We start from the raw sequence: 22,587 nt of genomic DNA, 5'->3' as shown, positions 1-22,587 counted from the left end.
CGCTTCGGGTGTGGATCGTTTCGGGGAGGAACGAGTGATCTGGGAGATCGATGAGCGCGCTCGGACGATCGAGGGGCTCGATGCGGACGGCCGACCGAGGCCGGAGTACGCCGCGTCTCTCGGACTGCGCCGAGCACCGTTCGGCCGGCGCGTGCTGGCCACGGCCATCGAAGCGCTGGTCCTGCTCCTGATCCAGTCGCCGCTGCTCGTCTTCGTGGTTCCGGCGCTGAGCGGCATCGCTCTGGCGGCCGAGCCGGTCGAGGCGCTCGCCGCCCGTGACGATCTGCTGCTGTTGATCATCCTCGCGGCCGTGAGCTCGGGTCTGTCGACGGCCTTCGTCCTCACCCAGCTCATCCTGCTCGGCCGCCGCGGAGTCACTCTGGGCAAGGCGCTGACGGGCTTGCGCGCCGTGAACGTCCGCACGCTCGAGCGTCCCGGCTTCTGGCGAGGCGCTGTCGTGCGCTACCTCGTCCTCTGCGCGAGCATGATCGTCCCGATTCTCGGCCCCGTGCTCGTCATCGCGCTCTCGCCCTTGTTCGACCCCAACCGGCGAGGCCGCAGCTGGCCCGATCTCGCGGCCGCCGTCTGGCTCGTCGACATCAAGCGTGGGCTCAACCCGTACGACGACAAGCGCATGCGCATCGCGAGGAAGACGGTCGCGACGGACCTGCTCGATGTGAAGACGGAGCTGCCGTCGCTCGCGACACCCGTCGCCTCGGCGGGCGCCGGGTCGTACGTTCCGCTCGCGCGAAACAAGGGCGGTGTGCTCGGAGCCGTTCGCTCCGCACCCGGCAGCGGAATCATCGGCGAGACGGATGCCGTCGAGGAGGAGGAACGCCCGGGCATCCCCACCACGGTCGCGCCGGCGCCGTTCGTTGCACCCGCACCGGGCATGCCCGCGGCGTCGCCGCCACCCGCAGCGCCGGGAGTGCCTGCCGGCGCACCCAACCCCGGTGCTATTGCTCCGGGGGCGATCGTCGCTCCCGCCGCCGGTGCAGCGCCGTGGACGCCGCCGTCGCTGCTCGAAGAGCCCGTTGCGCCACCTGCCGCGGCTGCGCCTGCCCCGGCTGCCCCTGCCCCGGCTGCGCCCGCTGTGTCGGCCCCGGCACCCGTTCCCGCCGCCGAGCGGGTGGCCGCGCCGTCCGCGGTCGTCGAGCTGACGCTCGACTCGGGCGACACGATCGCGGTGCCGGGCGGGGGCGTCGTTCTGGGCCGGGCCCCGGCAACCGGTCCCGACGATGTGGACGTCTCACCCGTTCCGGTCGTGGACCACACGCGATCGATCTCGAAGACCCATTGGGCGCTCCTTCGCTCCGGCGGCCGAGTCGTGGCTGTCGAGCGCGGCTCGACCAACGGAAGCGTTCTCGTGCGCGGTGCCCGAGAGCAGGTCCTCGTCCCCGGCCAGCCCGTCGAGCTGCGCGACGGCGACACCATCCGCTTCGGCGACCGCTCCGCGGTCGTCGCGATCCGCTGACTCCCCGCCGACCGACGTCGCACGGCTGACAGGAAACCTCGATGAGACTCAAGCTGACTCTGCAGCGCCGCGATCACACCGGGACGGACATCGTCGTCACGTCCGACTCGACCGCCACCGTGCACGACGTCGCGCGTCGGATCGTCGACAGTGACCCGCGACGTGAAGTCGCCGCGGGCGACTCGGATGTCCTGACGTTGACGGTGGCGCCGCCGACGTCGCCCGATTTCGTCATGCTCGACCCGAACATGCTCGTCAGCGATGCTCCGATCGGCTCGGGGTTCGTTGCCACCGTGACGAACCTCGGAGCGGACTACGTCGCCACCCGCGGTGCCGGCGGCCCCGTCGCCGCGATCCTCCACGTGGTCGGCGGGCCGCTTGCGGGACGCGAGTTCTCGCTCCCGCAGGGCCACTTCACGATCGGCCGCTCGCAGGGCAACGACATCGTGCTCGATGACCGGCTGGTGTCCAAGCGTCACGCGCGCATCGAGATCGGGGCATCCGTCGAGCTCGTCGATCTGAACTCCGCCAATGGAATCGTCATCGACGGAGGTCTCGTGCAGCGCCTGCGCGTGATCCCCGGCCAGCGGTTCCAGCTCGGCGACACCGAGCTCGTCATCTCGATGGTCGAGAGCTTCGCCCCCGTCGAGCAGGATCCCGTGCTCGAGCGGGGCGGCAGCCTCCTGTTCAACCGCAGCCCGCGGGTCGAGGCGCGCTACGTCGGCGAAGAGCTCGAAGAGCCGCGGATGCCGAAAGATCCGGTGTCGCGCCTCTTCCCCTGGCCGATGCTCATCGCGCCCCTCATCCTGGGCATCGCGATGTTCTCGATCACCAACCAGCCGCGCACGCTGCTCATCGTCTTCATGACGCCGATGATGCTGCTCGGAAACTTCATCTCGCAGCGGACGCAGCTGGGCCAGCGTCAGCGCAAAGAGGTCGAGATCTTCGAGCGCACCTTCGAGGAGCTCGAGGAGAAGCTGTACCGGCTGCGCCCGCGTGAGCGCGAGGTGCGCAACGCCGAGGTCCCGCCCGTCGCCGTGGTCTTCGAGCAGTCGATGCAGCTCGGCCCGATGCTGTGGACGCGGCGCCCCGAGCACTGGAACTTCCTCTCGGTGCGGATGGGCACCTCCGAGGCTCCTTCACGCACGAGCGTCAAGCGTGCTGAGAACCCCGATGCGCTGCAGGAGTACGTCGAGCGCGTCGACCGGCTGCGCGAGCGCTACCGGATGATCGACGGCGTCCCCGTCCTTGAGTCGCTGCAGAGCGTCGGCGTGCTCGGCGTCGCCGGCGGCGCACGCGAGGCCGCGGATGCCCTCCGCGGGCTGGCCGTGCAGCTGTTCGGGCTGCACTCCCCGAACGATCTCGCCGCCGTCGCGCTGACCGAGCCCGAGTGGGCGAAGGAGCTCGAGTGGCTCAAGTGGCTGCCGCACACCTCGAGCGAGCGCAGCCCGTTCCGCGACATGCCGCTGTCGGATTCCGCCTCCACCGGAGCCGCACTGCTGTCCGGGCTCGAGGAGCTCGTGATGCGGCGATCGAAGGCGGCAGCCGCGCCCCGTCTGCCGTTCGACGACGACTGGGACCCGATGCGTTACGGCACCGATGTCCGTCGCGCCGCCGAAGAGGCGACCTTCCCGGGGCAGACCGCGGTGCTCGTCATCGTCACCTCCGATGCGCCGGTCGATCGTGCCCGTCTCACGCAGGTGCTCGAGCGCGGCGCCGACGTCGGTGTTTACGGCATCTTCGTCGCGCCCGTCGTCGACGCACTGCCCGCCGTGTGCCGCACGTTCGTCGACGTGTCGGCGGGACTCGGCGCGGCGCGTGTGGGAACCGTCCGCAGCGGCGTCGAGTACCCCGTCACAGAGGTCGAGGGCGTCTCGAACGAGCTCATGACGGTGCTCGCGAAGCGACTCGCTCCGGTGGCCGATGCCAGCACGATCATCGAGGACTCCTCCGACATCCCGAACTCGGTGATGTTCCTCTCGCTCGTCGGTTCGGAGCTCGCCTCCGACCCGACGTTCGCTATCGAGCGCTGGCGCGAGAACAACACGATCCTCGACCGCAGCGGGGGAGCGCTGCCGCGGCTGAAGAAGGCCGGCAACCTGCGCGCCATCGTGGGCCAGGGTGCGACCGACGCCATGACGCTCGACCTGCGAACGCAGGGGCCGCACGCCCTCGTCGGCGGTACGACGGGCGCCGGCAAGTCGGAGTTCCTGCAGGCGTGGGTGCTCGGCATGGCCGCCGCCCACAGCCCCGACCGCGTCACCTTCCTCTTCGTCGACTACAAGGGCGGATCGGCCTTCGCCGACTGCGTCGAGCTGCCGCACACCGTCGGCCTGGTCACCGACCTGAGCCCGCACCTGGTCCGTCGCGCCCTGACGAGCCTCCGGGCCGAGCTGCACCACCGCGAGCACCTGTTCAACCGCAAGAAGGCGAAGGACCTGCTCGAGCTCGAGAAGCGTCGCGACCCCGAGACGCCGCCCGCACTCGTGCTCGTGATCGACGAGTTCGCCGCGCTCGCGGGCGAGGTGCCGGAGTTCGTCGACGGCGTCGTCGACATCGCCCAGCGCGGTCGCTCGCTCGGCATCCACCTCATCATGGCGACGCAGCGTCCCGCCGGCGTCATCAAGGACAACCTCCGCGCCAACACGAACCTCCGCGTCGCCCTGCGCATGGCCGACGAGTCGGATTCGAAGGATGTCGTGGACGACCCGGTGGCGGCTCGCTTCGACCCCAGCATCCCCGGCCGCGGTATCGCCAAGACCGGCCCCGGCCGTCTCGTTCCCTTCCAGTCGGCCTATGCCGGTGGCTGGAGCACCGATGAGGTCGTCGCCGCCGACGTCAGCGTCGCGGAGCTCCGCTTCGGTTCGGTACAGCGCTGGGAGGTCGACGAGAAGCCCGAGGATCCGGCCGCGGAAGTCGATCCCGGTCCCAACGACCAGAAGCGCATCGTCGCCACCCTCGTCGCCGCGGCCAACCGCGCGGCCATTCCGGCTCCCCGACGGCCGTGGCTCGACGACCTGGAGACGACCGTCGACATCCGTTCGCTGCCCGCGGGCCGCGCCGGGTCGATCCTCATCGGCAAGAGCGACATCCCGGAGCGTCAGCTGCAGGAGGCCGTGTACTTCGAGCCCGATCGCGACGGCTCGATGCTCGTGTACGGCACGAGCGGCTCGGGCAAGTCCACCGTCCTCCGCACGATCGCCATCGCCGCCGCGACGACGGGGCGGCGGGCCGAGAACATCGAGGTCTACGGCCTCGACTTCGGTTCGGGATCGCTCAAGAGCCTCGAGATCCTGCCGCACGTCGGCTCGGTGATCCCCGGCGACGACGCCGAGCGCGTGCAGCGCATCATGCGTTCGATCGGGAAGGTGCTCGATGACCGGGGCAAGCGCTTCAGCGCCGCCAACGCGTCGACCATCGCGGAGTACCGCGAGCTCACCGGCCGTGACGAGGCGCGCATCGTGCTGCTCCTCGACGGGCTGCCGCAGTTCCGGGCGGAGTGGGAGTCCACCACGGCGCGGATGCCGTTCTACCAGGCGTTCATGCGGATCCTCGGCGAGGGACGTCCGCTCGGCGTCCACGTCGTGGCCACCGCCGACCGTTCCGGCTCGGTGCCGACGGCGGTCAGCTCGAACATCTCGCGCCGCGTCGTGCTGCGCCTCTCGGACGAGAACGCCTACGCGCTGCTGAACGCGCCGAAGGACGTCCTCGACGAGCGCTCCGCGCCCGGGCGGGCGATCGTCGACGGGTTCGAGACGCAGATCGCCGTCCTCGGCGGCACGCCGAACGTCGCGGAGCAGACGAAGCTGCTCGGTCAACTCGCCGACGAGCTGCGATCGCGCGGCGTGCGCGAGGTCGCGGAGATCGGTTCGCTGCCGACGCGTCTCGCGCCCGCGGACCTTCCCGACCGCATCGGCGAGTTCCCGGTGCTCGGCGTCGCGGAAGACACCCTGGCCGCGCGCGAGTTCGACCCCGTGGGAACGTTCGTCGTGGCGGGCCCGCCGATGGCAGGCAAGACGACCGCGATGAAGGCCATCATCACGTCGATGACGCGCCTCGACCCCGAGGTGACGCTGTTCCACTTCGGCGGCCGGCGCTCGCAGCTGCGCGACTTCGCGCCGTGGGTGCGCAGCGCCACGACGCCCGACGACGCGAAGGAGCTCGCCACTGAGCTCGCCGAACTCGTCGCCGACGAGACGCTGGGGCGCCGCATCCTCATCGTCGTCGAAGACGTGCCGCAGTTCGCCGACTCGCCGGCGGAGCGCCCGCTGAAGGCCCTTTTCCAGGCGGTCAACCGCAGCGACCACCTGCTCATCGGCGACGCCGACGTCACGCAGGTGACCAGCGGATTCGGCCTCGTCGGCGACTTCAAGGGCGGCCGCAAGGGCATCATCCTCAAACCGGATGCCTTCGACGGCGACGCCGTGTTCAAGGTGCCGTTCCCGAAGGTCAAGCGCAGCGACTTCCCCGAGGGCCGCGGCATCTTCGTGCAGGCCGGTCGTGCCGTCACGGTGCAGATGCCGCTCGTCGAGTCCGAGACCGTCGCGGCGCCCCGTCCTGCGGCGGCGGGCGCGGGGGAAGCCGTGTCGACGGACACCGTCACCGAGACCATTCGCTGAGTCGGATGTCGTCGGGGCGGGTCCGCGCGTCGCCAGCCACTGCGGGCGGGCGGCGGTGGGCGTGGATCGCGGGCGCCGGGAGAACGTCGCGGCATCCTCGCTCGTCCGGGCATCCCTGAGGAGAAGCACGTGAACACACGCACGGTTCGGCTGGCAGGCGACGATACCGCAGTCGTCGCCGTGGCGCGGGCTGCCCGCGATGCAATCGCCGTGGATCGCGATCTGTCGAATCGACTCGTCCCCGCGGTCATGCGCCTCGCTCGGGATCGGCAGGCGTTCATCGCCGTCCCGCCGGGCGCCGAGGAGAGTCGCCCGGTCCCGAAGGCGACGGGCTCCGTCAGTGGGGATTCCTCTCGCGAGGTGTGGCCGTGGGTTCTCGGCGTCGGCCTGCTCGCCGTGAGCACATCCGCGTCGATGTTTCTCCCACCCGTGCGCGGGGTGGTCGTCGAGGTGGAGCTCGCCCTGCCTATTGTCGTGATCGCCACGGCGCTCGCTGTGGTGCTCCTTCCCGCGGCCGCACTCCTCGCGCGAAGCTCCAGAACATACCCCGCGTACGTCGGAATGGTGATGTCGGCGATCGTGGCCACCGTCCTGGCGGCGATGGCGGTCTATCGGATGATCGTCGGCACGGCGTCGCGCGGGGTGCCGTTCTCGGAAGAGCAGCTGCGTCTGTGGTTCATCGCCGCGGGGATCATGCTCATCGAACTCGTCGTGCTGATCGTGGTGCTTCGGCGTCGTCACGCGGCTGGGGCGGTACCGGCTCGCCCCCGTGCAATCGCGGCCGGTCGTCGCCGGACGCACGTCGAGCTCCGTCGAGAGGCCGTACGACTGGCCTCGATGACCCCTCGCACCGCGGCGGACGCCGCCGCGCTCGAACGTCGTTGGCTCGACGGGATCGCGGCCATCGCTCCGCCGCCGGAGACCGGCGCGCAAGCGCGCCGTCTGGGTCCGGTCGCCTGGTTCGTCTGGACTCATTTCGACGGTGACATCGACGTCACGGCGTTGCGCGATGGGGGATGACGGCCGAGGCCAATGACGAAAAGCTGGTCCATTCCGGTGTCTGGGGCGTGTTCACGGCGAATGACATCGCCGGAGTCTCCGGGTACAACCCCCTCGTCGGCTGGGACCCGCCGATCCCGATCCCGATCCTGTCCTGCCTCCGCGTATCCTGATCTCGTGGCGGCGCTTCCTCACGAAAGCGCCGGGCGCGCACGTTTCGGTCGACTCACCGGTCTGTTCGGGCCTGCCATCGCCAGCGCCGTGGCAACGGTGCTGTTCCTGCTTACTCGCACCGATGGCGCCGCGCCCGGTTACGTCAGTGCCCTCGTTCTCAACGTCGTGTCCTTGGTCGTGGTACTCGCCGGCGCGTTGCGTTTCGTGTCGCGTTACGACCGGATGCGTCGCGCCGGGCAACTGCCGAACGGCTACCTGTGACCGATCGTGTCGACGCGGAGCGGAACGGGTTCCGTCCGCTGATGCCGCCTGGCTGGCGTTCGTTCAGTGCCGACGAATCTACGCCGGCGCGTTCGTCGTGCTGCTCTTCGGCGTGGCTGCCTCGTCCGCGAAGAGGCGTCGTCGCCGAGGCGCAGACGCATGAGCCCGTCCGCCGCGCACCTGGACGATGACCGCCCGCAGAGCGTGAACGTGGGATGACGTTCTTCAACGACAGTGCCACCGACTGGGCCGACGATCATTCCTTGAGCGCGGAGACGCGGTTCAGTCGCCTCGAAACGGTCGCTTTCAAACGGCATCCCGAATCTTCCGTACCCTGGCGCTGCGCGTCGGGACGGCGGAGATGCGCGTCAGAACGGTGGTGGTGTGTCGGGAGGTTTCTCAGCCGAGCCCGGCGGGTCTGGGATGGTGAAGGTGACCAGTGGTGGTGGTGCGTCTTCGCGGTAGACCCGCCCGGTCGGAGAGGTCCAGACGAGGGTTCCACCGGCGAGTTGTGCCACGTGCCATCTGGTGTGGTGTTTGACGTCGTGGTGGCGTTTGCAGAGGTCGGCGAGGTTGCACACGTGGGTCTTGCCGCCGTCGGATGCGGCGATGGCGTGGTCGAGTTCGCATCGGATGGCGGGTTGTCGGCATCCGGGGAACCGGCAGTGCCGGTCCCGGGCTCGCAGCAACCGGATCATTGCCGCGGTGGGCCGGTACGCGTCGCATTCCAGGACGGTTCCGGTGACGGGGTGGGTGAGGAGCCGGTCCCACGAGGTGGCGTTGCCCGCCAGCTCGCGGGCGGTGGCGGCGTCGATGGGGGAGCGTCCGGCTAGATCAGCCGGCTCCTCATCGTTGCCCATCAGGGTCAAAGCCGACACCGCGACCTGTACGTGCGCGCGGATCGCTCCGAGGGTGCCGTTGCCGTCACCGGTCGCGGTGGGGTCGAGGGCCGGTGTTCCGGCCAGCAGGAGGTCCGAGAACACGTCGGCTCGAACCTGGTCGATGCTCCGGCCGTCGTCGATGAACGACGACCCGACATCAAGCGTCGTTTCGGCGTCGGGTGCGCCGCCATTCGCGTCGGCTCGCGTGTCGGCTCGCTCGTCAGGAACGCCCGCGGCGTCGCGCGCAGGTCGTGCGTTGATGATCTCCCGCGCCTGTCGCGTAAGTCGGTCGACGATTCCGTCGGCGATCACGGTCGGCAGCGTCGCGATCAAATCCGACATCCCGTCCGGGCCGGGCTTGACCGAGACGCACCTCCCCGCCGCGACCTCCTCGTGGCGTTCCGTGAACGATCGCGGGTGCACCCGTTCGGCGACCATCTGGAGCGCGTCGCGCACCCGGTTCGGGGCGTCGCGTTCGCACTTGTCGATCGCGAGGCGTTCGAACTCCGCACGGTCACCCGCCGGGATGACGCATCCGACGTCCTGGATGACCCGCACGTGCCCGCGGACGATCCGCCCGGCCTCCCATGCCGCCATCGTCAACGGGTAGTTGTCGACGAGATCCCGGGCCTCGTCGATCCGACGCTGCAACGTCCGGTCGGTCGCGACGAACACCCCGGCAAGCTCGGCGGCGATCCCACGCAGCGCCATCTCCCGCGCCTTCACCCGCTCGGACGCGCCCGCCGACTGCTGCTCCGCGAGCACCCCGGCCGCCGCGAGCACCCTCACCTCATGAATCTGCGCCGCCCGCACGGCATCCGCAGCCACCTCCGCATCCGCGACCAACGCCGCGAGCGCGGCGACGTCGGCGTCGCTGCCCATCCCGCTGCCGGATCCGTGATTCGAAGGCATGTTCTAATCATGGCACCGACCTCCGACATCCATCCGAACTGTCCACAGGCTGCGGCATCCGCGCGATCGACCGTCGGAACATGCCGCAGCACAGCCGTCCGAACCTGACGCGTCACGCACGTTCGGACCGCGGTGGAGCCTCCCGAGCGCCTGGGTTCCGCTCATCATCATCGCCGTCGTCAACATCGCCCCCGCCGCGATCGCTCTGGCTGGCAGCGGCCGCGGCTCACATCGCCCTGCACGTCTTCCTCTCGCGCGTCGTCCGATTCCGCGGGGGTGGTCCGATGTCGAGAAGCTCGAGATGACGATGGCGCCGGAGGTCATGTCGCCTCGCACGAAGGCCGCGCTCGCGGGTGTCGGCCACCTCACCTGAGCTCACCGACGGGCGGGATGGAAAAGACCGCGGTATCACGGCGCGTCCTCTCGGCATGAAGGGCCGAACTGCGCCACGGGCTGCCGGAGGAAAGCGATTGCCTAGCACATTCCGAGATGGGGAGTTCTCCCCATCGACCTGGGTCGTTCGGTGCCGATAGGTTGTGGGTGTCGGCTCCGGAGGGGGGTCGGGACATCTACTTTCAGGAGGGCCGTCATGGCTGATTTCGGTGCATCTTATGGCGAGATGGAGCAGGTTGCGAGCTCGCTGGCGCAGGCTCGTGATGACATTCAGGGTCAGCTGGACACCCTGAAGTCGCAGGTCGACACGCTTCTGGGCGATGACTTCAAGACGCAGCACGCGTCGGGCAAGTTCGGTGAGGGCTACTCGGAGCTGACGACGGGTCTGAAGAACGCGGTCGATGGCATCAACGACATGTCCGAGTCGCTGCTGGGCATGATGCGCGCGATCCAGGACCTCGACCAGCAGCTCGCCGGCAGCTGATCTCGTCTTCTCGGAGGTGACCATGGTCGACGTGCGGATCGACTACGGCGCGATGCGCGCCAGCCGCAACGCTTACGCGAACATGCGGAATGTTCTCGACGGGGCGACACGGGCGATGTCGAACGTCTCGGGCGCGGCCGTGCCCCAAGACGTGCTGCGGCGGCGTCTCGAGGATCTCCACGACTCGTGGGGTGGCGGTATCGACAAACTCGCCCGCTATGCGGAAGACGCGGGCACGGGACTCGAGGGCATTCTCGAGGCATTCCAGCAGCTCGACACCGAGCTCGGCAACAGCATGGTTCCGCAGGAAGGATCGGCGTCGTGACCGACTTCTCCGCTCTCGGCTTCGACCCCGCCCCGGGAGACGTTGCGACGCTCTCCGGATACGTGGATGCGCTCACCACCAGCTGTGACGGTGTCGATGACGCGCTCTCGATGATGGACGGCTCCGACGACGCCGCCTGGATCGGGAAGTCGGCGACGGCCTTCCGCGCCGCACTCAGCGAGGACTTCCGACCGCACCTCAGCGACACCGGCGAGGCGTTGCGCACATCGCGGACCGCCCTGGCGACCTGGACCGATCAGCTCGCCAACTATCAGCGGCGTGCCGCCGCGCTCGCGGAAGAAGCCTCCGCGGCATCCGCGAGCGTCGCCTCATCGGAATCGGCCCACGCGCAGGCCCAGGCGAACAAGGATGCCGAGGACGCCGACCCGGATGCCGTATCGAACGCGTCGACGGCGCTGGCGAACGCGCAGGGCGAGCTGGAGTCCATCCGCGCGCGTGCTCGTCAGCTCAAGGACGAGGTGGACGCCGACGCCGCCGCGGCGGCCGGAGCGCTTCTGTCCGCGGGCGACACGCTGAACTCCTACGCCGGCAACCCGGTCATGAACTTCCTTGGCTCGGCCGGCGACTGGCTCGCCGACGCAGGCAACTGGCTCATGGACAACGTGGTGCCGATCCTGGAGGACATCCTCCGGGCGGCGCTGCCGATCATTGCGATCCTCTCGCTCTTCATCCCCGTCCTCGGCACGGTGGCGCTCATCATGTCTATCGCGCTCGTCGCGATCGACGGCCTGCAGTGGGCGACCGGTCGCGGAACGTTCGCCGAGTTCGCCACCGGCGCCCTCGGGCTGCTGGCGGGTGGCGCGCTCGGGCAGGCTGCAAAGGCGCTGATCGGCCCCGGTGGACAGGTGCTCATCCCGTCGATCCAGGGCATGACGCCGGCTATGGCCGGCGGTGGAGCCGCGGCGGGAAGCGTCGCCGTGGCGCTCAACGTCAATCTGCCCAACATGGTCGCGAACACCTACTGGACCGTGAACAGCGCGATGGACGCCCACAGCAAGGGGACGGACTTCGTCGACAGCCTGACCGGGCCGTGGCAGAACCTCTCCGAGCGGTTCAACAACACCCTGCGCGGCAACGGTCCGCGCACCGACGAGGAGGTCTGATGACCGAGCAGGAGGCGACGCTCGACCCGATCGCGGCTGAGGGTGCGCCGCTACGGGTCTGGCAGCGCGTGCCCCAGGGGTGGATCGAGTTCCGCTCGTTCGGCGATCGTTCGCCGCAGGAGTGGCTCGACTGGTACCTCGTGAGTGCCGAGGGCTGGCTCCCGGATGCCGCGCGTGAGGCGATCATCGACGGCTTCCGTGCCGGCGTCGAGCTGTTCGCCGACACCGCCTTCGCCTTCGCCGGTGTCTCGCTGACGCTGGGGGAGCGCCCGGCGGCATTCTTCCTCTGCACGAACGTGGTGCCGGGGGCGGCCGAGACCGACTCCGCCGCGACGGCGTTCCACCGGCTGCTCCCGCTCGCGCGGTTCGGCGAGGGCGGGCGCAGCGAGAGCTTCACCACCCCGGACGGTCGCGTCGGCACGATCACCCTCGGTGCGTCGACGGACGGCGGGATGCCGCACCTCACCGCGGTCGGCGAGATCCGTCTTCCCGGCGGCGCGGGCACAGCCGTCGTCATGGGGTTGTGCTCCGACCCGCAGCAGTCGGCCGAGCTGGCGCTGCACGTCGCGTTTGCGCTCACGACCACGCAGGCTCTGCCCGAGGGTGTCGAGCCCGCGGAGCCCGAGCCCGCCGCCACGTAGCATTCTGTCCATGGCCTTCGCTTTCATCCAGGCAGCATCCCGCCCGTTCCTCGAGACAGGTGAGGCGGGGGAGCCTGCGGCATCCGCGGGGCCGTCCGAAGCCGATCGTGCTGTCGCCGTCCTGCGTGCCGACTACGAGCGATGGTCGCGCTGGGCGCTCGGAATCGTCGGATTCATCGCCGCCGCGGGCGGCGTGTTCTTCGCGGGCGGGCTGGTCGCGACCGTCGTGGCGATGGGGGTCGTGACACCGGACACCGTCATCGCCATCGCGATCTCAGCCGGGGTCGCCCTCGCCGGGGCAGCGCTGCTCGTGGCGCTGTGGCGCAGCGGCCGTGCACTTACTCGCGCAGCCTCGTATTGGCTGCGCGCGCCGTACGTGAACGGCCAGCGCGCGCCGCGAGCCGCCGGGTGGGTGCAGGCGCGAACCGTGAACCTCGAGCCCCGCATCCTCGTCCGCCTGCTCACGGTAGCGCTCGCGTTGCTGGTCGCTGTGGGTGGCGTCGCAGTGTTCATACGCGACCTCGGCGCCGGCGTCTCGATCTTCACGGTGCCGGCCCTGCTCGTCGGCATCTGCGGCGCCCTCAGCGGAATCGGGCAGAGCGGCGGCGTCTTGCGTATCGTCAACGGCCTGAGTGCGGGCGACCCGCTGTGGTCGTGGCTCACACGCTCGGTGCGCGCTCGCTGACACGCGCTCCATCTGCCGCATACGCTGACACCGTGGTCCCGTCGTCGTCGCCGCCGAGCCGCGGGCACGCGTTCGCCACGCGTGCCTCTGCGATCGTCGGCGTGGTTCCTCCCGCTGCGCTGATCGTATTCCTCGTGGGGTCGCTGATCCTCTCGGGCGGGCAGGTCAGCGAGTCCACAAGGGCCAAGTGGGCCGTCGCGGCGCCGTATCCGCTCTTCGTCATACCCGCCGGAGTCCTGATCGCGCTAGCCGGTGCATCCGTGGTCTTGGCCGTCGTCTCGGTGGCGACCGCTCGTCGCGACGATGTGCCGGGTCTGCGCGGACTTATCGGGCCTGGCATCGCCGCCGCGATCGCTGCGGTCATGTTCGCCGGTATGACGCCGGAGCGCGGCGTGCGTACGGGGGACATGGTCTGGGGTGCGCAATGGGCCGCGGCCCCGATCTCGGCTCTCGCGGTCGTCATCCTGGTCGTGGGCATCGCCATGCTCTCCCGACGTTCCTTGATTGGTGAGCGATGACGGCGGGCCAGCTGGGGCACTCGCGGAGCAGCTCATACCGCCTCCGCGCGACAGGGCGAGCGCGACGCACGTTTGCCATGGCGCTGGCCACGGGAATGGTAGTGATCATGACGGGATGCAGTTCCGCAGCCGAAGCACCGACGGGAGATGCGCTGTACCGCGACGGCGAGGATCGATACCTCTCGTACGCGACGACCATGCATTCGGTGATCATGGCGATCCACGATGGTGAGTGGAAGGTGGATCAGGGGTCGTGGGGCGCCTCGCCTATCCCGTGCCGGACAGAGAGCGGCTCCGACGGGTATGCCTTCTCGTGGGCCCGACTGCTGGAGCAGGATGCGCCGGATATCGACGCGATCGTGGCGGCATCATCCGCTGCCTTCGATGCCGCAGACATGACGGCGACCACCACGACCTACGGCGAGGGAGACCGCCAGGAAGTCAACGTGATCGCGACGGGTGGTCCCGTCGGTCGTGGCGTCGTGACCATACGCCCTGCCCTGGGTACGATCCGAGTGACCGCGGAACCCGGGTGCTTCCCCGGTGACGCCGCGAAGCTGTATGACATGGTCTTCGCCGGCATCTCCTACCCCGGACTCGCCCTGCGCGTGCCGGCCTTCGAGGGGCCTGATTGGCAACCCCGGTTCTATTTCCCCGAGGACGGCAGCCCGGTGTACTGGAACGAGGACGGAACGCCGATCGAACCTCCGCCCGCGTCCACCGACTTTCCCGTCGCCCCGTACGGTGGTGACTCATAGGCTTCCTCCACACCACGGCTCGCGGCTGGGCGGAGGACCACTCGCTCGCCGCCGACGTCCGATTCGCGCAGCTCGAGGCTGTGGCCTACCAGCGGCATCCGGAGATCTTCCAGCACTTCGGCGCCGACGGCGCCGCGATGGCGCAACGCCTGCACGCGAACGCGAAGAGGTCATCGTTACATCGCATCCTCGACGTCGTGCTGTGGTCCCTCGTGATCGGCGCGTTCTTCGCACCGATCGCGGGCCTCGCCGTGCTCATGGGCGACCGCTTCGACTTCCACCGCATCGAGGCCCAGCGGGCGATGCCGATCGCGGGCGCGATGTTCACCGTCGCGGCGGTCAGCCAGGCCACCCTCCTGGTCATCTGGCTGGTCCGGGGCGCCCGGTTCTCGTGGCCGGAGTTCTCCATCCACCTCGTGGCGGCGGCGATGGCACTTCTCGCGCTGGGCACGATGCCCGGCGTCGCCGAGCTCGACGACTACACGGGGTGGCAGCAGTGGCGGGTTCCGGTCCTCATCGCGCTCGGCGTCGCCGGGCTGGCAGCCCTCGGAATGCTGGTGCGCTTCCGCGTCCGCGAGCCCGATGGCGACGGCGAGGGCGCGCCCGAGACAGGCCTCAGCGTCGGCGACATCCGCGCCCGCATCGCGGTGCTGCCGGCGGGTGAGCGTCAGGCCATCGTCGACGACCGCAACGCGGCGCTCGCCGTGCTGCACGAGCGCGGCTTGATCGACGCCGGCACCCTGGAGCAGGCCCTCGGGTGCGAGCCGGGAACGCTGTTCCTCCTCGACGCCAAGCGGCGCGCGTGAGCCGGTGGCTGCGGCGGGCCGACCGGGTCAGGTGTTCGGGCGACCGTAGGTCTCGAGCAAGCGCAGCCACACCTCGCTGAGCGTCGGGTACGCCGGCACGGCGTGCCACAATCGCGCGAGCGGAACCTCGCCGACGACCGCGATCGTCGCAGCCTGCAGCAGCTCGCCGACATCCGCCCCGACGAACGTCGCTCCGATGAGAACGCCGCGGTCCTCGTCGACGATCGCCCGCGCCTGACCGGAGTAGGCGTCAGACCGCGTCGACGCGCCCGCGATCCAAGAGAGGTCGTAATCCAGCACACGGATGTTGCGTCCCGCAGCACGCGCGGACGCCTCGGTCTCGCCGATCGATGCCACCTCGGGATCGGTGAACGTCACCTGCGGCACGGCGCCGTGGTCGGCAGTCGCGACGTGCGCGCCCCATGGGGCGTCGTCGACGGTGCCGCCGGTCGCCCGCGCGACGATCACGTCGCCCGCGGCGCGGGCCTGGTATTTGCCCTGGTGGGTGAGGAGGGCGCGGTGATTGACGTCGCCGACCGCGTAGAGCCACTCGGATCCGCGGACGAGCATCGTGTCGTCGACCTCCAGCCACGAGCCGGGCTCGAGGTCGACGGCATCCAGCCCGAGATCCTCGGTACGCGGGACGCGACCGGTCGCGACGAGCACCTCGTCGGCGCGGACGCGCGTGCCGTTCGACAGCTCGAGCTCGACCTGACCGTCGTCGACGCGCTGGGCGGAGACGAGGTCGGTGTGCAGCAGCACGCGCGCCCCGCGGTCGGTCAGCGACTGCGCGACGAGGTCGCCCGCGAAGGGCTCCATCGGTCCGAGCAGCCGGCTGCGCGCGATGAGCGTCACCTCGCTGCCGAGGTCGACGAACGCCGTGGCCATCTCCGCGGCGACGACACCGCCGCCGACGATCGCGAGCGAGCCCGGGACCTCCTGCACGGCGGTCGCTTCGCGACTCGTCCACGGAGACACATCGGCCAGGCCGGGGATATCGGGGAGGAGAGCCGCCGAACCGGTGCACACCGCGACGGCGTGACGTGCGATGAGGGTGGTGAGCGAGCCGTCGGGTCCGGTGACCTCGACGCGCTTCTCGCCGGAGAGGCAGCCGTGCCCGCGGACGAGGTCGACGCCGGCCCCCTGGAGCCACTCGACCTGCGACGCGTCGTTCCAGTCGGAGGTCAGCGAGTCGCGGCGGCGAAGGACTCCGGCGACGTCGATCTCGCCCGTCACGGCCTGCTTCGCGCCGTCGACAGCACGCGCTGCGCGGAGGGCGGCGCCGGCTCGCAGGAGACCTTTCGACGGCATGCACGCCCAGTACGAGCACTCGCCGCCGACGAGTTCGCTCTCGACGATGGCGACGCTCAGGCCGCCCTGCACGGCGCGGTCGGCGACGTTCTCTCCGACGGGCCCGGCTCCGATGACGACGAGGTCGTAGGTGCGTTCGCTCATGTCGCGACGCTAACCCCGCGCGCGGGTTGTGCGCCAGCACTTGCGCTCGTCCTCGGCGCGGTTACGCGTGCCGCCAACAGGCTGAGCGGCTCTCCGACCCGTGGGCGGGGATGGCATGGGGTTAAGCCTGTGCGCGGTCCGGTCGGGCGGCGATTCGTCGGCCGGCGACGCAGGGGAGTTCTCCCCATGGACGCGGCATCCAGGCCCCCGATAGCGTGTGAGCGTCGGCCGGACCGAGCAGGCGGAGGGGGCCCGATGTCAGACGTCGAGATCTACTATCACGCGCTCACGAGCGCCGCGGATGCGATCCAGACGCGGGTCTCGAGCGCGGTGATGGACAACGCCGACATCCAAGGCGACGACACCGGTGTCGAGAACCCCGCGCACCGGGTCGCGCTCCGTCTCGAGATGAACCGGCGGCTGAGCGGACTGAATCGCGCCGTGCTCGAGCGCACGACCGCGGCATCCGAGGTCGGCGCGTTGCTGACCGCGATCGCGACGCGCTACTCCGACCTCGACGTCGAGCTCACCGGGCAGGAGCAGCCGTGACCCTCACCTCTCCGAACCGCGGCTACCCGCTCGAACGCCTCGAGGGCAATCCCGGGTCGATGAGCTGGTGGAGCAGCGCGTTCAGCCGTGTCGCCGGCTCGCTCGGTGAACTCCGTACGACCGTCCAGTCCGCGACCGACCTCGACGGTGTCGGTGCATCGATCCGGTCGGCTCGCTCCAAAGCGCAGGAGGTCGCCAGGGCCTTGGCCGCGGAGATCGCCGAGGCGGAGCTTCTCGCGGGGGTGCTGCAGCGGTACGCGGACGCGTTCTCGTCGTCGGCGGAGGCGGCGAACCGGCTCATCGACGACATCGAGTCCGCCCACGCTTCGTTGGCATCGGCATCAGCCGCAGCCGATGAAGCGGGGCTGAACGCGCTGTGGACTTCGCGCTCCGGCGAGCCGGCCGACGTCCGGCGCGCGAACGATGCGGCGCAGGATGCCGTCGCCGCCCGGGATGCCGCGGCGCGCGATCTGGCCGATCTGTGGGAGCAGTTCGAGAGCCACTATTCCGCCTGGGATGCGGCCTACGACGCGGCGCTCGCCGAGCTCGCCGGCGGTGCGGGGCCGGCGATGACGTCGCAGGCGCAGAACCTGCTCGACCAGCTGCTCGCGGCGGACACCCCGCAGGCGGTGCTCGAGCTGTGGCTCGCACACCCCGAGCTGCAGGACGAGATCGCCCGAGCGCATCCCGACATCATCGGCAACCTCGACGGCATCCCCTACGACGTCCGCGGGCGGGTCAACCGAGAGCGCCTGGAGGCGTTGTACAACTCCAACCTGACCGGAGAGTTCGGCGACCAGATCGACGCGCTCTGGAACACCCTCGTGCAAGGTGCACCGCCGCCACTTCTGGTTTCGTTCGATCCGGACGGGTCGGCTCAGGTGACGGCCGCTCTCGCATACGGCGACCTCGCGACCGCGACCGACATCAACGTGCTCGTGCCCGGGATGCTGTCGAACGTGACGGGGATGGGCGAATGGGGCGATTCTGCGCGTGCGCTCAACGCCGCCGGGTCGAACATCGCGAGTGTCGTGTGGTTCGGGTACGACTCGCCCACCGTCGCAGAGGAGCCGTCCATGCGCCGGGCGAACGACGGCGCTCCGGCTCTTCGTGCCTTTCTGCTCGGTCTTGACGCAGTGCACCCCACGGCAGAGAAGGCCGTCATCGCGCACTCTTATGGCAGCACCACCGCCGCCCTCGCGATCGGGTCACGCCCGGACGCTCTCGGCGTCGACCAGTTCATCGCCGTGGGATCGGCCGGATTCCCGAGCGACCCGCAGATCTTGTCGAACCTTCAGAACGCCGAGGGCCTGAGGATGTACGCGACGCTGTCCGAGAACGACGCCTGGGCGCGGATCGGCCGCGACACGAGCTGGGGTGGCGCGCACGGCACCGTACCGGAGACTCTTCCGGGAATGACGGAGTTCGGCAGCGACGGTGGCCGCGCCGACGGCGAGGACCTCGCCCCGACACCTGGGCATGCCGCGCATTCGGGTGGGAACGGGCCGCTTCCCTCCGGGGACGGCGAGGGATACCTCGTGGAAGGATCGGAGTCGTTCTACAACATCCAGCAGATCATCCTGACCGGTGAGCCCGGGACGGAGATGGACGGCGAAGGCAGCGAGAGCGGCTTCTGGGATCTGCCCGACTGGCTGGAGTGGCTGCCCGTTGACCCTTACCGGACGTGACTGATGAGATCGACCTCGCGGATGACGATGACGGCGCTCGCCGTCGGATTGGTGTTGACGATGACCGGATGCGGTGGGCAGGGCGATCCCGGATCGACCGGAGGCGCCGGTGGCGGCGAGTCCGGTGAGACGTACGCCCAGGCCGAGCAGCGGTTCACGGCGCTCGCGACCGGCGTGCACTCGGTCATCATGGCCATCGAGCCGGCCGAGTGGAGTGTGGTCGACGGCGCGTATGGTGCTCACCCGACCGGGTGCCAGTCGGGCCTCAGCGAAGAGGGCGGGTATCGTCTCGTGGCGGTCCGCGGGATCGAGCTTCCCGGCCGTGACCCGCTGGAGGTCGCTCAGGCGGCCACGGGCGCTTTCGATGCTCTCGGTATCGACAGCGACACCGCCGACCGTGGGCAGGGAGATGCGCGCGAGGTGACCGTCGTCGCGACAGGCGGCATCGCCGAGCGGACTGTGGTCACCATTCGCCCGGCAACGGGCCAGGTGAGGGTGTCGGCCGAGACGGAGTGCGCGCCCGGATCAGCGCACGACCTCGCGACGCAGGTCTTCGGCGAAGAACGGCTGCCCGCGGATGTCTGGCGCCGGCTCCCGGCCTTCGACGGTCCGACATCCGAGCCGTCGTTCTCGTTCCCGCCCGACGGGCCGCTGTATTACGACGAGTCCGGCAACCCCGTGCAGCCGCAGCCCAGCGGCGACTGATCGCGTGCGCGCTCGTCAGCGTCTCGCCGTCGTCGCGACGATCGTCGCCGCTGCGGGCCTGACCGGTGCGTGCGCCGGTACGCCCGACGCGGATCCGTACCCCCGGGCGCGCGAGCAGTTCACGGCGATGGCCGACGAGCTGCATACGGTGATCATGGCCATCGAGCCGACCGATTGGCGAGTCGACCAGGGACAGTACGGAGCCCGCCCGAGCGGATGTCAGCTGGGCGTCAGCTCGGACACGGGATATTCGTTCACGGCGGTGCGCGCGCTCGATCTGCCGGGCCGGGAAGCCACGGAGATCGCGGCGGCGGCATCCGAGGGCTTCGCCGAGCTCGGTGTCGACGCCGAGACCGTCGAGCGGGGTTCAGGGGATGCGCGGGAAGTGACGGTGGTGGGCGAGAGCGATGCCGCGCGCACCGTGGTGGTGATCCGTCCGGTCGATGGCCGTGTGCTCGTCTCCAGCGAGACCGCCTGCACGCCCGGGTCGAGCTCGGAGATCCTCACTGCGATCTTCGGGGAGGAGCAGTATCCCGACGACGTCTGGCGTCGGCTTCCCGCGACGGAGGGGCCGTCATCGGTGCCGCAGTTCTCCTTCCCGCCCGGCAGCCCCCTCCACTACGACGCCACCGGCGCGCCCATCCTGCCCCCGCCCCGCTGACCTCCTCGTCGAATCGCCAGAAAGTGCGGGTGCGGGAGGGGCGGCATCCGCATTCTGTGGCGAGTCGACGCAGCAAAACCTCGGAACGGTCGTGTCCGATTTCCGCGAGCCGGTGTCACCGGAGCGTGTCAGGCTGGGGGCATGACCAGTGACGGGATGACCTTCGACGAGCGGTATCGCGCCATCGACGCGCGCGACCGCCGCTTCGACGGCCAGTTCGTCACGGCGGTGCGCTCGACGGGCATCTACTGCCGCCCGAGCTGCCCCGCGCGCACACCTCATCCCGCCAACGTGACCTTCTACCCGACGAGCGCCGCCGCTCACGAGGCCGGATACCGCGCGTGCAAACGCTGCCTGCCCGAGGCCACGCCCGGGTCGCCGCAGTGGAACCTGCGCGGCGACCTCGCCGCGCGAGCGATGCGTCTCATCGCCGACGGGGTCGTCGACCGCGAGGGCGTTCCGGGACTCGCATCGCGCCTCGGTTACTCGTCGCGTCACCTCACCCGACTGCTCACCGCGGAGCTGGGGGCCGGACCCCTCGCGCTGGCCCGCGCGCACCGTGCCCACACCGCACGCGCCCTGCTCGTCGACACCGACCTCCCCATCGCCGATGTCGCCTTCGCCGCGGGGTTCGCGAGCGTACGACAGTTCAACGAGACGGTCGGTGAGGTCTTCGCGATGCCTCCCGGCCAGCTGCGCGCGCGCCGCCAGGCGGCGGAGCGGATGCCGGGCCGCATCGACCTCGTCCTCCCGGTGCGCGAGCCGTTCGACGCCGCGGGCCTCTTCGGGTGGATGCGGGCCCACGCCATCCCCGGGGTCGAGTCGGGCGACGAACGCTCGTTCGCCCGCGTGATCCGTCTCGCCGGGGGACCGGCGTGGTTCGAGGTGCGCCAGGATGACGCGGGGCGCGTGCGCCTGCGCGCCGAGCTGGCCTCGCTGGCTGACCTGTCCACCCTCATCACGCGGGTCCGGCGGCTGTTCGACCTCGACGCCGATCCGACAGCGATCGACGAGGCCCTCGCGCGGCATCCCGCACTCGCGCCTCTCGTGGCGCGGATCCCGGGCGTCCGCCTGCCCGCGGCGATGGACCCCGACGAGATGCTCATCCGCGCGATGATCGGCCAGCAGATCAGCGTCGCCTCCGCCCGCACCGTGCAGGGGCGCCTGACCGCCGAGCTCGGCGAGCCCGTCCAGACCGCCGCCGGCCCTGCGACACTCTTCCCGACGATGGCGGCGATCGCCGAGCGCGGCGCTGAGGTGCTGCGCGGGCCCGGGGCGCGCATCCGGGCGATCGTCGGCGCCGCCACCGCGCTCGCCGACGGCTCGCTGCGTCTGTCTCGCGGTGACGACACGCACGAGCAGCGCGCGGCGCTCCTCGCCTTGCCCGGCATCGGCCCCTGGACCGCCGACTACGTGCGGATGCGGGTGCTCGGCGACCCCGACATCCTGCTGCCCGGCGACGTCGCGGCACGCGCGGGGGCGGCCGCCGCCGGTATCCCCGCCGGCCCGTCCGAGCTGGTCGCCTGGGCCGAACGCGCCGCCCCCTGGCGCAGCTACCTCATGGCTCACCTCTGGTACGCCGCCCCCGTCACGCAGGCGTGGCGTGCGAGCACGACCGAGCCGACCCTCCCGCCGTCCCGAAAGGCCCGAGCATGACCGCCGTCTCCCACGCCTCCGCCCCGATCGACGCCACCCGGGTCGAGACTGCTTCGATCCAGACGGTCGAGACGCCCGACGGTCCCTTCACGATCCTCGAGTCGCGCGGCGAGGTGCTCGCGTCGGGGTGGACGGCCGACCCGGTCGCGATCGTCGACCGGCTCCGGCCCGCCGCCCGCCCCATGCGGGTCGTCGAGGCCCCCACGGATGCCGCCGCCGCGGTCGCCGCGTACTACGCCGGCGACCTCGCGGCGATCGACGCGGTGCCGGTGCGCCAGTCGGGCACGGCGATGCAGAGCGCCGGCTGGCAGGCGCTCCGGCGGATCACGCCGGGCGAGCCGCTGACCTACACCGGCTTCGCGGCGGCGCTCGGCTCTCCGGGAGCCGTGCGTGCCGCGGCATCCGTTTGCGCGCGCAACGCCGCGGCCCTCTTCGTGCCGTGCCACCGCGTACTCCGCACCGGTGGGGCGCTCGGCGGGTTCGCCTGGGGCGTCGAGGTCAAGCAGAGTCTCCTGACGCGCGAGGCGCGGCTGGGCGGCTGACCCGGCGCTAGTTTTTCCTTGCACTCAGCGAATACTCAGGTATAGCCTGGAGGGCTCCCGTGTGTGCAGCGGGTGCTCTGTCCGCTCGACCTCAGGAGGAAGCCATGTCCCCGGCCATCGTCATCACGAAGTCCGTCGCTCTCCTGATCATGGTCGACGGACGCCCCGCACGCGGAGGAATCGCCCGGTAGCTCCGGGAAGCGCTTCGCCGCCTCCGACGTTTCCTCCCGCGGGGCCCCGGTCCCGCTTCGCCGCGCTCGCGCGCGCCCCTCGCCGT

21 protein-coding genes are annotated in these 22,587 nt (G+C 70.4%); 19 read left to right on the top strand and 2 right to left on the bottom strand.

Annotation, left to right across the window (positions count from 1 at the left end):
- The first annotated feature begins 34 nt into the window (after nucleotides 1-34).
- From O1W71_RS11430 to O1W71_RS11410, 5 genes are all read left to right on the top strand, one after another.
- A complete protein-coding gene (locus O1W71_RS11430; RefSeq protein WP_269267963.1) occupies nucleotides 35-1,474 on the top strand; it encodes an RDD family protein in 1,440 nt (479 codons plus the stop codon).
- Between the two features lie 41 nt (nucleotides 1,475-1,515).
- Nucleotides 1,516-6,093 (top strand): FtsK/SpoIIIE domain-containing protein, encoded by a 4,578-nt coding sequence (locus O1W71_RS11425; RefSeq protein ID WP_269267962.1) that lies wholly within the window; start codon nucleotides 1,516-1,518, stop codon nucleotides 6,091-6,093.
- A 129-nt stretch (nucleotides 6,094-6,222) separates the two neighbouring features.
- Complete coding sequence (locus O1W71_RS11420) at nucleotides 6,223-7,113, top strand: hypothetical protein (protein WP_269267960.1); 891 nt, start codon at nucleotides 6,223-6,225, stop codon at nucleotides 7,111-7,113.
- Nucleotides 7,110-7,265, top strand: coding sequence for a hypothetical protein (locus O1W71_RS11415; RefSeq protein ID WP_269267958.1), 156 nt, complete (start codon nucleotides 7,110-7,112; stop codon nucleotides 7,263-7,265). The genes O1W71_RS11420 and O1W71_RS11415 overlap by 4 nt, the downstream gene beginning before the upstream one ends.
- 4 nt (nucleotides 7,266-7,269) lie before the next feature.
- Nucleotides 7,270-7,527: a hypothetical protein gene (locus tag O1W71_RS11410; RefSeq protein WP_269267957.1), complete on the top strand. Its 258-nt coding sequence runs from the start codon at nucleotides 7,270-7,272 to the stop codon at nucleotides 7,525-7,527.
- Between the two features lie 368 nt (nucleotides 7,528-7,895).
- Here the strand turns inward: O1W71_RS11410 and O1W71_RS11405 are convergent, their stop codons facing one another.
- Complete coding sequence (locus tag O1W71_RS11405; protein ID WP_269267955.1) at nucleotides 7,896-9,320, bottom strand: HNH endonuclease signature motif containing protein; 1,425 nt, start codon at nucleotides 9,318-9,320, stop codon at nucleotides 7,896-7,898.
- Between the two features lie 589 nt (nucleotides 9,321-9,909).
- Here O1W71_RS11405 and O1W71_RS11400 point away from each other — a divergent pair.
- The 8 genes from O1W71_RS11400 (at nucleotide 9,910) to O1W71_RS11365 (ending at nucleotide 15,054) form a co-directional block, all read left to right on the top strand.
- A complete protein-coding gene (locus O1W71_RS11400; protein ID WP_112617469.1) occupies nucleotides 9,910-10,197 on the top strand; it encodes a WXG100 family type VII secretion target in 288 nt (95 codons plus the stop codon).
- Between the two features lie 22 nt (nucleotides 10,198-10,219).
- Nucleotides 10,220-10,522 carry a hypothetical protein gene (locus tag O1W71_RS11395; RefSeq protein WP_269267954.1) on the top strand — a complete coding sequence of 101 codons (303 nt, stop codon included), beginning with the start codon at nucleotides 10,220-10,222 and terminating at the stop codon, nucleotides 10,520-10,522.
- Entirely contained in the window at nucleotides 10,519-11,646 is a 1,128-nt protein-coding gene (locus tag O1W71_RS11390; RefSeq protein WP_269267953.1) for a hypothetical protein, read from the top strand. The genes O1W71_RS11395 and O1W71_RS11390 overlap by 4 nt, the downstream gene beginning before the upstream one ends.
- Nucleotides 11,646-12,287 carry a hypothetical protein gene (locus O1W71_RS11385; RefSeq protein WP_269267952.1) on the top strand — a complete coding sequence of 214 codons (642 nt, stop codon included), beginning with the start codon at nucleotides 11,646-11,648 and terminating at the stop codon, nucleotides 12,285-12,287. Before O1W71_RS11390 ends, O1W71_RS11385 begins: the two co-directional genes overlap by 1 nt.
- Before the next feature lie 10 nt (nucleotides 12,288-12,297).
- Nucleotides 12,298-12,972: a hypothetical protein gene (locus O1W71_RS11380; RefSeq protein ID WP_269267951.1), complete on the top strand. Its 675-nt coding sequence runs from the start codon at nucleotides 12,298-12,300 to the stop codon at nucleotides 12,970-12,972.
- A gap of 32 nt (nucleotides 12,973-13,004) precedes the next feature.
- The gene (locus O1W71_RS11375) at nucleotides 13,005-13,490 is read left to right on the top strand and encodes a hypothetical protein (protein WP_269267949.1); all 486 of its coding nucleotides are present in this window, start codon (nucleotides 13,005-13,007) and stop codon (nucleotides 13,488-13,490) included.
- A gap of 77 nt (nucleotides 13,491-13,567) precedes the next feature.
- Entirely contained in the window at nucleotides 13,568-14,248 is a 681-nt protein-coding gene (locus O1W71_RS11370; RefSeq protein ID WP_269267948.1) for a hypothetical protein, read from the top strand.
- 80 nt (nucleotides 14,249-14,328) lie between these two features.
- Nucleotides 14,329-15,054, top strand: a complete 726-nt coding sequence (locus O1W71_RS11365; protein ID WP_269267947.1) for a hypothetical protein — start codon at nucleotides 14,329-14,331, stop codon at nucleotides 15,052-15,054.
- Nucleotides 15,055-15,081: 27 nt separating this feature from the next.
- Here O1W71_RS11365 and O1W71_RS11360 read toward each other — a convergent pair whose 3' ends face one another.
- Nucleotides 15,082-16,509 (bottom strand): dihydrolipoyl dehydrogenase family protein, encoded by a 1,428-nt coding sequence (locus tag O1W71_RS11360; RefSeq protein WP_269267946.1) that lies wholly within the window; start codon nucleotides 16,507-16,509, stop codon nucleotides 15,082-15,084.
- A 255-nt stretch (nucleotides 16,510-16,764) separates the two neighbouring features.
- Here O1W71_RS11360 and O1W71_RS11355 point away from each other — a divergent pair, with 255 nt between their 5' ends.
- The 6 genes from O1W71_RS11355 to O1W71_RS11330 all read left to right on the top strand — a co-directional run bounded on the left by O1W71_RS11355 (nucleotide 16,765) and on the right by O1W71_RS11330 (nucleotide 22,310).
- Nucleotides 16,765-17,058, top strand: a complete 294-nt coding sequence (locus O1W71_RS11355) for a hypothetical protein (protein ID WP_112617461.1) — start codon at nucleotides 16,765-16,767, stop codon at nucleotides 17,056-17,058.
- On the top strand, nucleotides 17,055-18,746 hold the full coding sequence (locus O1W71_RS11350; RefSeq protein ID WP_269267945.1) for an alpha/beta hydrolase: 1,692 nt from the start codon (nucleotides 17,055-17,057) through the stop codon (nucleotides 18,744-18,746). Before O1W71_RS11355 ends, O1W71_RS11350 begins: the two co-directional genes overlap by 4 nt.
- 3 nt (nucleotides 18,747-18,749) lie before the next feature.
- Nucleotides 18,750-19,451 (top strand): hypothetical protein, encoded by a 702-nt coding sequence (locus O1W71_RS11345; RefSeq protein WP_162815471.1) that lies wholly within the window; start codon nucleotides 18,750-18,752, stop codon nucleotides 19,449-19,451.
- Between the two features lie 4 nt (nucleotides 19,452-19,455).
- Nucleotides 19,456-20,112: a hypothetical protein gene (locus tag O1W71_RS11340; protein WP_269267944.1), complete on the top strand. Its 657-nt coding sequence runs from the start codon at nucleotides 19,456-19,458 to the stop codon at nucleotides 20,110-20,112.
- Between the two features lie 141 nt (nucleotides 20,113-20,253).
- Nucleotides 20,254-21,768 carry an AlkA N-terminal domain-containing protein gene (locus tag O1W71_RS11335; protein WP_269267943.1) on the top strand — a complete coding sequence of 505 codons (1,515 nt, stop codon included), beginning with the start codon at nucleotides 20,254-20,256 and terminating at the stop codon, nucleotides 21,766-21,768.
- The gene (locus tag O1W71_RS11330) at nucleotides 21,765-22,310 is read left to right on the top strand and encodes a methylated-DNA--[protein]-cysteine S-methyltransferase (protein WP_269267942.1); all 546 of its coding nucleotides are present in this window, start codon (nucleotides 21,765-21,767) and stop codon (nucleotides 22,308-22,310) included. The genes O1W71_RS11335 and O1W71_RS11330 overlap by 4 nt, the downstream gene beginning before the upstream one ends.
- Nucleotides 22,311-22,587 lie beyond the last annotated feature (277 nt).

It is taken from the genome of Microbacterium sp. H37-C3, assembly GCF_027157935.1.
Classification (GTDB): Bacteria; Actinomycetota; Actinomycetes; order Actinomycetales; family Microbacteriaceae; genus Microbacterium; species Microbacterium plantarum.
Note: the sequence above shows the minus strand (reverse complement) of the source record. Positions and strands in the feature narration are given on the sequence as shown.